Raw genomic sequence first — 15,076 nt, forward strand, 5'->3', positions numbered from 1 at the left:
GCTTATTGTTTGAACGATTCACATCAATGTTTAATAAAAACTTCATATAAAAAAGGTAGTTAGCTTTAATTTCTCAATAACATTGCTCAAATAAAGGGCTTTATGATTGGCTGATATTGCTGGGCTTTGAGGGGAGGTTTTACTTACAGTTTTGGGGGTAATGACTCACAAAGTGGAACGCAAGGTAACCCAAGTGGATTAGTCAGTTATTGAGGTGAGTCGATGTCAACTGCCTAAGGTAAACACCAGACGTGGCTGTGGCATCCTAAAAGTAAGGTAATAAGTAAGGGAAGAGCGATGAAAAAGTTGGAATATTATGTCCCCCATTCGCACCTGCAAGCCACACTGGATGCATTATTTGCTGTGGGGGCAGGCAGAATTGGTGACTATGACCGCTGCTGCTGGGTCACACAAGGTCAAGGTCAGTTTCGGCCACTGGCTGGCAGCAATGCGTTTGTGGGAACCAAAGAGCAGGTGCACCACGAGCCTGAATATAAAGTGGAGTTGGTGTTCTACGCCGATCTCAAACCTCAGGTGGTGGCCGCATTGAAAGCGAGCCATCCCTATGAATCACCCGCTTATCAAATCATCCGTTTTGAAACTTAATTGGCGGCGGCCAAAATGCCATTAAGGGCATGGCTTAACCAACTCAGTGCTGGCCCAGGGTTGGCATTGGGACGCATTAGTTTATCAACCGGGGCCATCCAGGTTTGATGGTCGATGGCCAAGGAGATCTCCTCGATGTTGTCGGTGTAGTAGGCGTAGTCGATCAGGTGTTTCGGCAGATAACACCAACCAAACCCGTTGGCGGCCATGTCACGCATGGCGTAAAGATTGTTGCACCACCATACGTTGGGAGACAGCGGCTCAATGTGTGCCAGCGAATCCCCTCCCACCCCTTTGATCAGCAGTTGTCGGTGGGGTCTTAGCTGCTCCAGTGTGATGGCATCGTCGATTTTGGTCAGTGGGTGGCCGGGAGCGGCAACGGCGACAAAAGGCAGGTGACCAATGAAGGTTGCGTCGACCAGCTCTGGCATCGGCATCTGGGAAAACATCAGCCCCAGATCCGCTTGACCGGAGTGCACCAAGTTGGGCACATCTGGACTGGCCGCGCTTAAAAACTCGAGGTTAGTGGCCTGAAATTGCTCACTGAACTGGTGCAGAACTTGATTAAATTTGGGAGTCATCAACGCTTCGTCCACCGCCAACACCAGCTTAACCTCTTCCCCTTTGGCCAGTGAATGCATCACGGTCTCCATACGTTGATGCTGAGTAAGTACGCCTTGGGCATGTTCCAGCAGCACTTTTCCTTGAGTGGTGAGCGTGGGCGAGCGGCTAGAGCGGTCGAACAGCTCTTGGCCAAAGTCGATCTCCAGATTGATGATGCCCTGGCTGACCACAGATTGCGCTTTGGATAGCTTTCTGGCTGCGGCGGAGAAGGAGCCGCATTCGGCGGCAGCCACAAACATTCGCAGTTGCTCCAAGGTATACATATCGTTTTTCCAGATGGTTACTAACTATCTATTACCTTAAATGCAGTTAGAATTATCGGCAATGAGTTTTTGGAGTTGGTATTATGTCTACGTTAGAGCGTATTTTTCATTCGGTGTTGTTTGAGGCCATAGCCCTGCTGTTTATGGTTTTTGTTGGCAGCCTGATTACCGGTGCCAGCCAAGGCACCATGTTGTGGATCTCCGTGACGTTGTCGCTGTTTATTATGGTGTGGAACTACGGCTATAACCTGGCGGTGGATAAAGCATTTGGCGAAGACCGCAGCAAGCGAGATCTGAAATTCCGTATTTTACATGGCCTTGGGTTCGAAGGCGGGGCGGTGTTTCTGACCGTACCTTTTTTGATGTGGGCCTTGGACATGGGGTTTTGGAAGGTGTTGGTGATGGACATCGGCATTATGATCTTCTTTTTGATCTACGCCATCATCTACAACTGGGTATACGACAATGTTCGAGCTCGGGTGACGATGCGCTCGGTGAGTGTCTAGTCGCCTAATTAATATTCTTTAAGCGTTTTTATTCTCGTATTTTCATCATGTTGGCGCCGACGTTCGGCGCCATTTTTTATGCCAGTTTGGACTGAGCTTCGGCGGGCAGAGCCACCAGCAGCAATCCAACAAGGCTTACTGAGGCAAGCGCACTGAAGGCCGCATCTAAACTCCAGTTCGCTCCCAGCCATCCAGCTAGCAGATAGGTGACAAACCAGCATAGGTGAGACAATGAAAAGTGAGCCGCGAACAGCGCAGGACGATCGGCATCGTCACTGTTGTCGTTGATGACCGCGCCTGCACTGGTTTGTATCAATGAGGCCCCGATGCCGAACAGTAACCATAGCGTGAGCAGTTGAGTCAGCGATGGCGGCATCAGCCCGCCAATCAATGCCGCAGTGATGATCAGGGCGCCAGCGAACTGCACCGTACGGCAGTTTACTCGGTTGAGCCATTTAGGCAGCTGCAGTGCCACCAGCATTGAGCCTAGGCCCATGGCTGCCATTGCCGTGGCTGTGGCGCGTTCAATGTCGTCGCTGGCCAGATACTGATTGACGTAGACCACGGTATTGACGATGGCCATGGCACTGGCACTCGCCACTGCCAGATAGCCACCCCACAAGGCTCGAAGTTCTGGAGTCTGCCAATATTGGCGAATGCCATAACTCCAGCGTCGCGCCTGTTGTGCCTTATCGCCGTTGCTCGGGCGGCTGTTGGGCAGCGTTGCCCAAAGGAGCAGCAGAGCCGAGGCAGCAAAGGTGGCCGCATCCAGTGCAAATAGCCCACGAAAGCTCATCCAGGTAAGCAAAAATCCGGCCACCATGGGGCTAATAAGCTGCTCTAGATCGTAAGCAAGGCGACTGTAGGACAGCGCTTTTAAGTACAGTGAGCGTTCACGAACGACCAGAGGCAGCAGCGACTGATACACCGGAGTGAACGCCGCGGCACATAAGTTAATCAGGACAATGAGCAGATACACCTGCCAAATTTCACTTACCCAAGGCAGCAGTAAAATCAGGCCTGCTCGCAGCAAGTCCATTGCCACCAGCCAAGGTTTTAAGGGCAATCGGCTCATGTAGCTCCCAATGATCGGTGCGCCAACGACATACACCACCATCTTTAGTGCCAGCGCGGTGCCAAGCACCCAGCCCGCGTTGTCACCGGCGAGATCGAATGCCAGCAACGCTAAGGCGATGGTGCTGATGCCGGTGCCTGCTAATGACAGCAGTTGGGCAGCAAACAGTTTTCGGTAACTGATGATAGAGAATGGCGAGTTCATCGACGGTGCCTTTTGGTCCTTGGTCTCTGGTTGGTTTGAGTCGTCCTTGAGTGTAAGCTGCCTATAACTACCAGTGAAATTGAACAGTTTTATGACAACTATTAGTGGTATCAATTGGAAAGGGGTGGATCTGAATTTGCTGCTCAGTTTCAAGGCTCTGATGGATAAGCGCAGCGTGACCTACGCTGCGGAGCAGTTGCATCTGGGGCAGTCGGCCATGAGTTATAACCTCAATCGGTTACGGACGCTGTTTAACGACCCGTTGTTTGAGCGTCAGGGCAACACCATGGTGCCCACTCGGCGCGCGCTGGAACTGCTTTCGCCCATAGAGCAGGTGCTGAATGTCATTGGCACTGAGATTTTAACTCCCGCCACATTTGAGCCGCGGCAATACCAAGGCGCATTTCACATCGGTTTGAGTGATTACGCGGAGCTGGTATTCGGCCCTCTGTTGTTTGATGCCATTACTGGGGCCGCTCCCGATGCCCAACTGGTGTTCCATGCCATTGATGACAGCAATTGTCAGAGTGCATTTGATGCCGGAACGCTGGACATTGCCATCGGCAGTTTTAGTACCTTGCCGGATCAGTTGAGTCATCAGCCACTCTATCGTGAGCGGCATATGTGTCTGTTTGATAACACCACGATGAATTATGGCTTGCCTCTGTCTCTTAAGAATTACCTCAACACCCCTCAAGCCATCATCACCAGCAGTGGCGGCTTGTCCACGCCCGTGGATGCCACACTCGCGACCAAAGGGATGCAGCGACAGGTACAGCTAGGGTCGAGCCGATTTTTAACCCTGAAGCATCTGCTCCATGGTCGTAACTTACTGTGTGTCATGGCGGAGCTTGTGTGCCGCAGCCCATTTTTTGGAGAATCTCTGTCCATCAGTGAGCCGCCGATTGCCATTGGCGATTTTGACATTGAGCTGGTGCAAAAGCGCAGCGATGAAAGTCATCCGAGAATGGGGTGGCTGAGTGACACCCTAACCCAGTTAATTGTCGAGCATCGCCAGCAGCTATTGAATGGGGAGTTTGAGCACAAAAATTAAGGCCGCTGAATCTCGAATTTGGTCGGCAAGGTGGTATGGGCGTTCTGGCCGGTGATGGCTCGCTGTCTCTTATTCGCATACTCTGCCAACGCTCGCTGACGAAGATCAGGCTCCATTGCCAGTATTTAACGAGTTACCGTGGCCATGATATGAAAAAGGCCCCAATGGAGTTGGGACCTCGGTAGAGAACGGCAGTTATTCCGTTGGCGATTTGCCCTTATCTAACCGCCGCTGCCAGAAGCGCCCCGGCAGCAGTCGCTTTAATTGAAATTCGCTCACCGGCAGTGGCTCGTCGTTCATCATTGAGGCGGTGATCTCCGCCAACAGAGGGGCACTGCAAAGTCCTCGGGAGCCAAGACCTGCGATAAGGTATAGTCCCTGCTGTGTCGGAAGTGGCTGCTTGCGATAGCTATCTGGCGAGGCTTCAATCTGCGACCAATCTGGAATTGGCCCAACCAAAGGGAAGTGATCTCGAACGGCCCCACGAATGGCGGCGCGGCCGGTTTCATCCCAGTCTAACTCATCAATCCAAGCGTCGTTGTTGGCATCCAGACAGCCGCCAAAGCTGTTTTGCATTCGCCCTTGAATCTCTTCTCGATCTTGCTCACGCCACTGAACATCGACACTGCCTTTCACAAAGCTGGCACCGCTGACCAGCCGGCCCTTCAATGCAGGCACCAGATAGCCATCGGCACACAGCACGGTTTTAAGCTTTGCTGTGGTGGTGGTTGCCTTGGGAATGCTCACCTGACCTCGTACTGGCGATAGGGGGAGCGGCGCAGTTTGGGGCAGCTGTGAGGAGCGGTGGCCTTGGCAGATCACCACATTGGCGAATTCAGGCTCGATACCTTCGGCAACGGCGTGCTCACTAACCCCTTCGATGTCGTTAAAGCTCAGATGAAGTTGCCAATGACCGCTATCAAGTTGCTCAAGCTGGGTTAATTGATATTGATAGTGACAGCTGAGGTTGCCGGTGTCCTGAGCTTGAGCCAGCAGACTGGCCACGGTTTGCTTAGGTGACACCCAGCCCCCATAAGGGAAGTACAGGCCGCCACGGTTTAAGGGTAGGTCCGCAATGTGGCTGGCTTGCTCTTTAGTTACCTGGTGCACCAACTCAGTAGGAAACGGACTGTTGGCAATGCGGGCCAGTTTGTCGGCGTCTTTGGCGTTTTGGCTCAGTTGCAGTACGCCACACCAATCAAAATCAAACGGATGGTGTTTGGCCAAGCGATTGATGCGCGCACGACTGAGGAGGTAACTCTGCTGATAGAATTGACTTAGGCCATCTTCAGCTAGGTTCATCAGTGGGTAGATGGCACCCTGGCGATTGCCAGAGGCGCCGTCGGCTGGGGCGATGTCCTCACTGAACAGGCTCACTTTTATGCCGCGCTGGCAAAGGCTCAGTGCCAACTGAGCCCCCGCAATGCCGGCACCGATGATGGCAACATCGCCGTCGAGTTCGCTGCTGCTGGCCTCTCGAGGAGTTAAGAAGCGGCCGTAAATCATCTCCCGTTTAACCCCATAGCCCACGTCTTTATTGACGCTGAAACCGGCCTCTTCCAAGCCGCGGCGAACATGACCGGCGGCGGTGAAGGTGGCGTAAGTCGCGTTAGCACGGCTTAGCCGTGCCATCTGGGCATACAGATCTCCCTGCCACATGTCGGGGTTGCGACTGGGAGTAAAACCATCCAAAAACCAGATGTCCACCAGCCCCTGTTCGGTGGCATGGATCTGCGGCAGGGTGGTTTGTACGTCCCCAAGCCATAGGTCGACAATCACCTCTCCGTCATCCATTTCCATTCGATGACAGCCCTCGATGGGCATGGGGTAGGCGGTTTGAATTTGCGACGTGAGCTCACCGTACTGGGGCCAGAATCGATGGGCTTTGGCCAGATCCGTCGGCGTCACAGGATGTTTTTCCAGGGTGACAAAATGCAGCCGTTTGAGAGGGGCATTGGGGTGCGAGTGACGAAACTCGCGGAACGCTTGCCAGAGCACGCAGAGATTCAGGCCAGTGCCAAAACCGGTTTCCGCCACCACCAGAGTTGCCCGTTTGTGCTCGACAAAGCGATTGGGTAAGTCATTGTGCTGCATAAACACATATCGGGTTTCGTCGGCACCGTCGTCGGTGGAGAAGTAGACGTCGTCAAATTCCGGGGCCATGGGCGTGTCGGAATCACGCCAATCGATCTGAGCGGGAGCAATGGGCTTCAAACTGTGGTCTCTCGAGCTTTTGTTAATGTCGTTCGTTGCGCTATTGTAACCTCTTTACAGGGAAAGCCGACCACTTGATTCACGGAAAGGGTTTAAGATGTCGGCAATTCAACGGATCGTCAGATAGGAATTTACAGAATGAAGCGAGCTGTGATCACCGGGCTGGGCATCGTTTCCAGCATTGGTAACAACGCCGAGGAAGTGACCGCTGCACTGAAAGCGGGCAAAAGTGGCCTAAGCTACTCCGATCAATTCGAAGAGCTGGGTTTACGTAGCCGAGTATGGGGCGATCTGAAGATCGATCCTGCTGAGCACATCGACCGCAAAAAGCTGCGTTTCATGGGTGATGCGGCGGCCTACGCCTACATCGCCATGGACGAAGCCATCAAGGATGCCAACCTGAGCGACGACCAGGTCAGCAACATCCGCACTGGCATCGTTGCTGGTACCGGCGGTGCTTCTTCTCTGAACCAGGTGCAAGCGGCCGATACCCTGCGCAGCAAAGGTGTGCGTCGCGTGGGTCCGTATCTGGTGCCTCGCATCATGTCGTCAACGGCATCGGCGTGCTTGGCGACCCCATTTAAGATCAAAGGCATCAACTACTCCATCAGTTCAGCGTGTGCCACCAGTGCTCACTGTATTGGCCACGCCGTTGAGCAGATTCAACTTGGTAAGCAAGACATTGTCTTTGCAGGTGGCTCTGAAGAGCTGCACTGGACTCTGGCCATGGGCTTTGACGGCATGGGCGCTCTGTCGACCAAGTACAACGATGACCCAACCAAAGCCTCCCGTACCTATGACGCCGACCGTGATGGTTTTGTCATCTCCGGTGGTGGTGGCATGGTCGTAGTGGAAGAGTTGGAGCACGCTCTGGCTCGCGGTGCCAAAATCTACGGCGAAATTGTTGGCTATGGTGCCACTTCCGATGGCTATGACATGGTAGCGCCAAGTGGCGAAGGTGCGGTGCGCTGCATGCAGATGGCTCTGGAGCAAGCCGGTGATGCCCAGGTGGATTACATCAATACTCACGGCACCAGCACTCTAGTGGGTGACACTCGTGAATTGGGTGCCATTCAAGAGGTATTTGGCGGCAACAGCCCAGCGATCAGCGCCACTAAGGCGATGACCGGTCACGCGTTGGGCGCCGCAGGTGTGCATGAAACCATCTACAGCCTGTTGATGATGGACAACGATTTTATCGCCCCAAGCATCAACGTTGATAACTTAGATGCAGACGCCGAAGGTCTGGACATCGTTACTGCGACTCGTGAACAAGCGCTGACCACAGTCATGAGCAACAGCTTTGGCTTTGGTGGTACCAACGCCACTTTGGTAATCCGCAAGTTCGACAAATAAAACGCTTTTAATCGGATTGTTTTGCCCAAAACCGGGCTCTGACTTGGCGTCAGGGCCCGGTTTTTTTGTTACACTGCTCGGTCTTATTGATTTGATGCGATGTAATCATGTTGCAGATCGTTGCTGACGAAAACATGCCCGCGCTGGATGCGCTATTTGGCCCCTATGCTGAGATTCACACCTATCCAGGTCGTGAGATCGGCCCTGAGCAGGTAAAAGACGCCGACATCTTGTTGGTGCGCAGTGTCACCAAGGTCGACCGCGCTTTGCTGGAGGCCGCATCCAAACTGAAGTTTGTTGGCACCGCCACCATCGGTTTTGACCACTTGGATATCGACGCCCTTAACGAGCGTGGTATTCGTTGGTCCAATGCGCCGGGGTGCAACGCCGAAGCGGTGGGGGAGTATGTGATTACCGCGCTGTTGACCTTAGCTGAGCGTGAATCGGTCGCATTAACGGGCAAAACCCTTGGCATCATCGGCGCCGGTAATACGGGGTCGGCGGTGGCCAAACGCGCTGGGGCGCTCGGCCTTAAGGTGCTGCTGTGTGACCCACCACTGGCTGAAGCCGGTGATGAGCGTGACTTTGTTGAGCTTGACGCCTTGTTGGCTCAGGCTGACCTTGTGAGTTGCCACGTGCCTTTAACTCAGTCTGGGGCGCACCCCACTTGGTATCTGTTGGATGAGTCTCGTCTGTCGAGTCTTAAGCCCGATACGTGGTTGGTGAATGCCTGTCGTGGCGAGGTGATCGACAATCGCGCCTTGATCGAAGTAAAACGGCAGCGACCGGATCTGAAACTGATTCTGGATGTGTGGGAAGGCGAGCCTAACCCCATCACTGAGTTGGTTGAACTTACGGAGATCGCCACGCCCCACATCGCCGGCTACAGTGTCGAAGCCAAACTTCGTGGTAACTGGTTGTTACTGGCGCAGCTTAAGCTGGAGCTTGGCATAGACCAGTTGCCTGCGTTTGCGCAGTTTGTACCGGCGTCTGAGCTGGCCACACTCATCATCGACGATGGGGCGCTTAGTGGCGAACAGTGGCAACGGCTGGCAGCCAGAGTGGCTCGGTTGGTGTACGATATTGACGCAGAAGATCGCCGCTTTCGAAATTGGCACACTCAAGAGGGTGGCTTTGATAAACAGCGCAAGGCGCATCTAAATCGACGAGAATTTTTATCCCTAGCCATTGCCAGCGAACAGAGGCAATGGCAATCCCTTGGTTTTGAATCAAAGAGAGTTTGACCCATGGCACAGGCATTTAATGTCGCAATCCTAGGCGCTTCTGGCGCCGTTGGCGAAAGCCTAATTGAGATCCTGGAAGCGCGTAACTTCCCGGTGAATGAGATCTTCCCACTGGCCAGTGCCAAGAGTGCCGGAAATACGGTGAGCTTTAAGGGGAAAAACGTTCGCATTCAGAATGTGGAAGAGTTTGATTGGTCTACCGTGGAGATCGCATTTTTCTCTGCCGGTGGCAGCGTGTCTGAGAAATGGGCGCCGATCGCCGCCGATGCTGGATGTGTGGTGATCGACAACACCTCCCACTTCCGCAATGACCCAGACATTCCTCTGGTGGTGCCTGAGATCAACCCTCATGCGCTGGCGGATTTCCGCAATCGCAACATCATTGCGAACCCGAACTGCTCCACCATCCAGATGTTGGTGGCACTGGCTCCGATTCATCAGCACTACGGCATTGAGCGCATCAATGTTTGCACCTATCAGTCAGTATCTGGCGCAGGTCGCAGTGCCATTGAAGCGCTGGCCAAACAGTGCGCCCAGTTGCTAAATGGCCTGCCGGTGAAAGACGATTACTTTGGCCAGCAGATGGCGTTTAACTGCCTGCCGAAAATTGATGACTTCATGGACAACGGCTTCACCAAAGAAGAGATGAAGATGGTATGGGAAACCCAGAAAATTCTGGGCGATGCCAGCATTCAGGTGAACGCAACGGCAGTTCGTGTGCCGGTGTTCCACGGTCACGGCGAAGCGGTGCACCTGGAGACTCGCCAACCAACCTCCGTTGATGAAGTTAAAGCTTTGCTGGCCAATGCCCCTGGGGTTGAGCTGATGGACGCCGATGCGGACTACCCAACGCAGGTGGGTCATGCGACGGGCAAAGATGAGGTGTTTGTTGGCCGTATCCGTCAGGATCTGACCCACCCTTGTGGCCTTAACATGTGGGTGGTTGCCGACAACATCCGTAAGGGCGCCGCGCTTAACGCCGTGCAGATTGCGGAAACTCTGATTGCCGATTACCTGTAATTAACGCATTGAGTGAATTAAAAAATCCGAGTGGGGAAACCCGCTCGGATTTTTTTGTCTGTGGGTTGGTGTTGCTATTCGTACCTGAGCGTCATCGCTGGGCGCGCGCTGGAGGCCAAATAGGCCAGTGCAGAAACGGTGAGTACGGTCACCAGTAGCTCTGGCTGGCGTTTATTGATAATGGCCACGGCGTCACTGAACAGGCCAAATCGCGTTTGTTCGTCCCTTTCTTCACAACCAAAGCTGGAGGCTCCGGCATTGGCTTAAGTTTGGCCAAACAGATTATGTTGTCACACGGGGGAAACATTGAAGTTGAATCAGCGCCAGAACAGGGTTTTGAAGCGATTCTCAGATTTAACTCATAGGTCGCATCTTAAGGCGTGAAGGGCGCTTGCGGGTGTTGTCTTTGCCAAAGTTAAGATATAGTGTTGAATTTGCTCTAGTAACAACTACTACACGATAAAGTTTGAAGCAGGCCTGCAGAATGATCGGAAAACAACGGGTAGTTACTACCCTGTTAGGCGGTGCACTGATAGCCAGTGCGGCCTTTGCAACCTCTGCCGAAGGGGTCACCATTGCTGGCCCACAAGGTCAGACCAAAGCGATCACCATTGGGCCAACTAAGCCCACCGACACCCTATGGCGTCTTGCCAGTGCTTATCGTCCCGAAGGGGCGACGGTGTACCAAACCATGGTGGCCTTTTACGAAGCCAATCCGGATGCGTTTAGCAGCGATAACCTTAACGCGTTGGAAAAGCGCATGGTGCTGGTGCTGCCTACCACTGAAGCCGTTCTCGCCATTGATGCCGATGAAGCTAAGCGCCGCGCCAAAGCCGATGATAAGGCTTGGTCATCAGGGGCAGTAACCCCGAAGGCGGCGACGTCCCCTGCTCCAAAGCCACAGCCGAAACCTAAGGTTGAATCTGCGCCTCCAGCTCAGCCCAAAACGGCGACCAAACCTCAACCTAAGCCCAAGTATCAACCCTCTGCCAATGCGGAAGAGGTAGCTCACCTGCAAGCGCAGTTGGACCAGCAAAAAGTGGACTCCGAACAGCAGGTAAAACGCCTGCGAGCTGAACTGGGTCAGTCCATTGACGAGCTGGCACGAATGCTTGAGCAAAATGAGCTGCTCAAAGTTCGTGTGGAAGAGATGAGCCAGCAAATTCTGGCGCTACAAGATACCCTGGATGATCAGCAGCTGGTAAACCAAGACCTGATGAGTCAGTTAACTGCTGCGACAACGCCGCTGCCAGATACCGACGAGTCGATCTCTGAGCCTGAGGCTGAGATGGGCATGTGGGAAGACATCTGGAGTAAGCCTTGGATTATCGGCATTTTAGCTGTGGTGCCCGCGGCGCTGCTGCTTGGCCTAATCTGGATGTTCCTGCGCCGTCGCTCTCCTGAGCCTGATGGCAGCATCGCTCAGATCTCTGATCCGGCGATGCCACTGTCTGAACCCAGTGCCACCTTAAAAGATCTGGAGCAAGAGTTGCCAGCCTCTAGTGCGGACTCTGAGCTCGGTGTGCAATTGGAGCCAGAAGCCGATGAGGAGGAAGCGGTTCAGTCTCTGCAGGAGCTTCTGCAAGAGCATCAAGCGATGGAAGATGAGCAGCAGGGCAAAGATTTTAACGATGAGCTGTTGGCTAATATGGCCATCAACGAGTTGGAGCCCGACTTAGATACTGTGATGTCTGAGCTTGGTGCCGCCTTAGACACCAACGAGGGTGCCAGCGAAACTAACGATGCGGTGGTGGATCTCAGTGCCTATGACAGCCCAACGGTGGACAGTGGCCTAGACGGTACCAATGATTTGACCATGGGCGCCGATGAAATTGATGCGCTATTGAATGAGCACGCAGGTAGCGGTGCCAGCAGTGACGACAATTCGCTGTCGGGGCTGGATCTGGACCTGGACCTGAACACCAATAGCGAGCTGGATTCGCCTGCAGACCTTAGCACTACCGATGCCGATCTGCAGATGGACATGTCGTCATTCGATGAAACAACCCAGCCTGATCTCACCGCAGATAATGGCAGTGATGATGGCCAATATATCGATATCGACAAGTTGCTAGATGAATCTCAGAACGCCGAAGAGCCAGCCATTGAACCTTACAATGGGGTTTCCCTTGATCTGGATGAGCCGGAATTGGGTAACCTAATGGGCGACAGCAATGGGGTTGAAGAAGATGAAGAGGAGGGAGGATACAGCGCTAAGTTGGATCTAGCCCGAGCCTACATTGAGATTGAGGATAAAGACAGCGCCCGTGCGCTACTTAAAGAGGTGATTGAAAAGGGCAGTGCTTTACAGAAGACCGAAGCCCAATCACTGCTTGAGCGGCTCTCTTAAACGTTGATTTTTATATACGAAGGCGGCCTAAGGGCCGCCTTTGTGTTTTATGCTTCAGGGGCTGTTTATCTTCGGTGATGAAATTTTGGTCTAGGATAACGGCTTTTAATCAAGGAAAACGATTGATGGCATAGTGGTTCTACGTTGAAATCGTTTGATGAAGAGAGATACCAATTGCAGTAATGGTCTGATGGTTCAGCTGAAATTAATCGGTTCTCAGGCAAGGCAGTAAAGCGAAGCTTTAGTGGGCCTAAAGAGAGGTTTGCTAACGCAGCATGAGGGCTGATTAAATCAGCCCTTCGGGAAGCACTCACAAGCCCCGACTCTGCGTTAGCGTTGTTCGAAAGGTATCAACATTCCTTCGCAGCGCTGCCTTGATTCAGAACTTGTGAGAGCTTCTGAACTGCACAGAGCATTACTGAATTTGGTATAAATCCGTTAGTCAGACCCCTTCGGGCGCCGAGAACCCCATTGTTTGCTATCTAACCTGACACAAGCGGTGAGATTCAGAAGAAAAAGACCAGTTTGTGGCGCAAAAATGAGCACGGAAGGTCAACAGCCCCTAGTATCTGGCTGTCTCGATTTTCAATTTGACGCGGCACAGGTACAATACGCCCCCAAATTTTTGCAATACAAGGTCAGGTTATGAAGATCGCGCTGGGTATCGAATATGACGGCAGTCGCTACTATGGTTGGCAACGCCAGCGGGAAGTGGTTGGCGTGCAGCAGCGGTTGGAGGAAGCCTTGACCGTGGTGGCTAATCAACCCATTGAGGTGTTCTGTGCCGGCCGGACCGATTCAGGTGTCCATGGTACAGGCCAGGTGGTGCATTTTGAAACCGATGCCGTGCGCCCTGAGCGTGCTTGGACTTTAGGGCTTAATGCCAACCTGCCCGATGACGTTGCCGTGCGTTGGGCAAAGCCGGTCTGTGACGAGTTCCACGCCCGCTTTTCGGCCACGGCGCGCCGGTATCGTTACATTATTTACAACCACAGATTTCGTCCTGCTATTTTGGGCAAAGGGGTTAGCCATTACTACCATCAGCTTGACGAAAAGCGGATGCATCAGGCTGGCCAACAACTGCTTGGTGAACACGATTTCAGCTCATTCCGCGCGGTTCAATGCCAATCTCGCTCACCTTGGCGCAATATTCATCATCTTTCGGTGTCCAGACGGAACCAATTTGTGATCATGGATATCAAAGCTAATGCCTTTGTGCATCACATGGTGCGCAACATTATTGGCTCCTTAATGGAAGTGGGTAAAGGTGAGCGCCCAGTGGAGTGGATTGCTGAGTTATTGGAGGCCAAAGATCGTAACCTAGCCGCCGCCACAGCGAAGGCTGAGGGGCTGTATCTGGTGCAGGTGGATTACCCCGAGGAGTTTGGCATTCCGAAGAGTGAGCCAGGTCCACTTTTTCTACCCGACCCGTTATAAATAAATCGACGAAGGTTCGCTGATTTTCAGCGCATTTTCGCGGAATATTATCGGGTTAGACCAGTTTTCAGTACCCTGATTTTGGCCTTTATGGTTTAATCTAGCCTACTTGGCTCACCGAGCCATAAACGAATTCCCAGAATCAGGCTACGCTTAAGCAAATGATGGCCTGATTGCAGCAGATAACGGCCAGTTAGCGGCCAAATAACTACAGGACTTGCGACGAATGAGTTGGTTAGAAAAAATCCTGCCTAAAAGTAAAACAGTCGCGGCTCGTCGCCACTCTGTGCCAGAAGGGGTATGGAGTAAGTGTGGAAAATGTGACCAGATCTTATATCGCGCCGAATTGGAGCGAAATCTGGAGGTGTGTCCTAAGTGTGACCACCACATGCGCATTGGAGCTCGCACCCGTCTGGAACGACTTTTCGATGAAAACACCATGGTGGAGATCGGCGCCGAGCTGGCTCCCCAGGATATATTGAAGTTTCGAGATTCCAAGAAGTACAAAGACCGCATCAGCCAAGGCGAAAAAGCCAGTGGTGAGAAAGACGCGCTGGTTGCCGCTGAAGGTAAGCTAAAAGGACAACCCGTTGTGGCGTGCTCGTTTGAGTTCTCCTTCATGGGCGGTTCTATGGCATCTGTGGTCGGCGCCCGTTTCGTGCGTGCCGTTGAGGTGTGCCTTGAGAAGAACCTGCCGTTGGTGTGCTTCTCAGCCAGTGGCGGGGCGCGCATGCAGGAAGCGCTATTTTCTCTAATGCAGATGGCCAAGACCTCTGCAGCGTTGGCCAAAATGAGTGAGCGCGGCTTGCCTTACATCTCTGTGCTGACTGACCCAACCATGGGCGGCGTTTCCGCCAGTTTGGCGATGTTGGGTGACATCAACGTTGCCGAGCCTAAAGCTCTTATCGGTTTTGCTGGCCCACGGGTGATTGAGCAAACCGTGCGTGAACAGCTGCCGGAAGGCTTCCAGCGCAGTGAGTTCCTGCTGGAAAAAGGTGCCATCGACATGATCGTGGATCGCCGCGAAATGCGCGATACCTTGGCACGCCTGTTGGGTAAGTTTACCCACACCAAGGCAGAGCCACATGCCCCAGAGGCGCCGGTAGCCGAGGCAAAATAACCG

The 15,076-nt window shown here is 53.2% G+C and carries 13 protein-coding genes; 10 read left to right on the forward strand and 3 right to left on the reverse strand.

Annotated features, from left to right (window positions below; all coding sequences use genetic code 11):
• Positions 1–297 precede the first annotated feature (297 nt).
• Positions 298–606, forward strand: coding sequence for an NGG1p interacting factor NIF3 (locus tag FCL42_RS13225; protein ID WP_136863897.1), 309 nt, complete (start codon positions 298–300; stop codon positions 604–606).
• On the opposite strand, the gene FCL42_RS13230 is transcribed toward FCL42_RS13225, so the two are convergent.
• Positions 603–1,493 (reverse strand): LysR family transcriptional regulator, encoded by an 891-nt coding sequence (locus tag FCL42_RS13230; RefSeq protein WP_136863898.1) that lies wholly within the window; start codon positions 1,491–1,493, stop codon positions 603–605. The two genes, FCL42_RS13225 and FCL42_RS13230, sit on opposite strands and share 4 nt — an antisense overlap.
• Before the next feature lie 83 nt (positions 1,494–1,576).
• On the opposite strand from FCL42_RS13230, the gene FCL42_RS13235 reads away from it, so the two are divergent.
• Entirely contained in the window at positions 1,577–1,999 is a 423-nt protein-coding gene (locus tag FCL42_RS13235; RefSeq protein ID WP_136863899.1) for a PACE efflux transporter, read from the forward strand.
• Between the two features lie 76 nt (positions 2,000–2,075).
• Here the strand turns inward: FCL42_RS13235 and FCL42_RS13240 are convergent, their stop codons facing one another.
• Entirely contained in the window at positions 2,076–3,278 is a 1,203-nt protein-coding gene (locus FCL42_RS13240; RefSeq protein ID WP_136863900.1) for an MFS transporter, read from the reverse strand.
• A gap of 91 nt (positions 3,279–3,369) precedes the next feature.
• On the opposite strand from FCL42_RS13240, the gene FCL42_RS13245 reads away from it, so the two are divergent.
• Complete coding sequence (locus FCL42_RS13245; RefSeq protein ID WP_136863901.1) at positions 3,370–4,332, forward strand: LysR family transcriptional regulator; 963 nt, start codon at positions 3,370–3,372, stop codon at positions 4,330–4,332.
• Between the two features lie 195 nt (positions 4,333–4,527).
• Here FCL42_RS13245 and mnmC read toward each other — a convergent pair whose 3' ends face one another.
• Complete coding sequence (gene mnmC, locus FCL42_RS13250; RefSeq protein WP_136863902.1) at positions 4,528–6,546, reverse strand: bifunctional tRNA (5-methylaminomethyl-2-thiouridine)(34)-methyltransferase MnmD/FAD-dependent 5-carboxymethylaminomethyl-2-thiouridine(34) oxidoreductase MnmC; 2,019 nt, start codon at positions 6,544–6,546, stop codon at positions 4,528–4,530.
• A gap of 138 nt (positions 6,547–6,684) precedes the next feature.
• On the opposite strand from mnmC, the gene fabB reads away from it, so the two are divergent.
• From fabB to accD, 7 genes are all read left to right on the forward strand, one after another.
• Entirely contained in the window at positions 6,685–7,902 is a 1,218-nt protein-coding gene (gene fabB / locus FCL42_RS13255) for a beta-ketoacyl-ACP synthase I (protein ID WP_136863903.1), read from the forward strand.
• Between the two features lie 110 nt (positions 7,903–8,012).
• On the forward strand, positions 8,013–9,146 hold the full coding sequence (locus FCL42_RS13260; RefSeq protein WP_136863983.1) for a 4-phosphoerythronate dehydrogenase: 1,134 nt from the start codon (positions 8,013–8,015) through the stop codon (positions 9,144–9,146).
• A 3-nt stretch (positions 9,147–9,149) separates the two neighbouring features.
• Positions 9,150–10,166 carry an aspartate-semialdehyde dehydrogenase gene (locus FCL42_RS13265; RefSeq protein WP_136863904.1) on the forward strand — a complete coding sequence of 339 codons (1,017 nt, stop codon included), beginning with the start codon at positions 9,150–9,152 and terminating at the stop codon, positions 10,164–10,166.
• Positions 10,167–10,381: 215 nt separating this feature from the next.
• Positions 10,382–10,531: an ATP-binding protein gene (locus FCL42_RS13270; protein ID WP_229359862.1), complete on the forward strand. Its 150-nt coding sequence runs from the start codon at positions 10,382–10,384 to the stop codon at positions 10,529–10,531.
• A 119-nt stretch (positions 10,532–10,650) separates the two neighbouring features.
• Positions 10,651–12,516 (forward strand): FimV/HubP family polar landmark protein, encoded by a 1,866-nt coding sequence (locus FCL42_RS13275; protein WP_136863905.1) that lies wholly within the window; start codon positions 10,651–10,653, stop codon positions 12,514–12,516.
• 645 nt (positions 12,517–13,161) lie between these two features.
• Positions 13,162–13,953 carry a tRNA pseudouridine(38-40) synthase TruA gene (truA, locus tag FCL42_RS13280; protein ID WP_136863906.1) on the forward strand — a complete coding sequence of 264 codons (792 nt, stop codon included), beginning with the start codon at positions 13,162–13,164 and terminating at the stop codon, positions 13,951–13,953.
• A gap of 226 nt (positions 13,954–14,179) precedes the next feature.
• Complete coding sequence (accD, locus tag FCL42_RS13285; protein WP_136863907.1) at positions 14,180–15,073, forward strand: acetyl-CoA carboxylase, carboxyltransferase subunit beta; 894 nt, start codon at positions 14,180–14,182, stop codon at positions 15,071–15,073.
• The last annotated feature ends 3 nt before the right edge of the window (positions 15,074–15,076 follow it).

Source organism: Ferrimonas aestuarii, from assembly GCF_005116665.1.
GTDB classification, from domain to species: Bacteria; Pseudomonadota; Gammaproteobacteria; order Enterobacterales; family Shewanellaceae; genus Ferrimonas; species Ferrimonas aestuarii.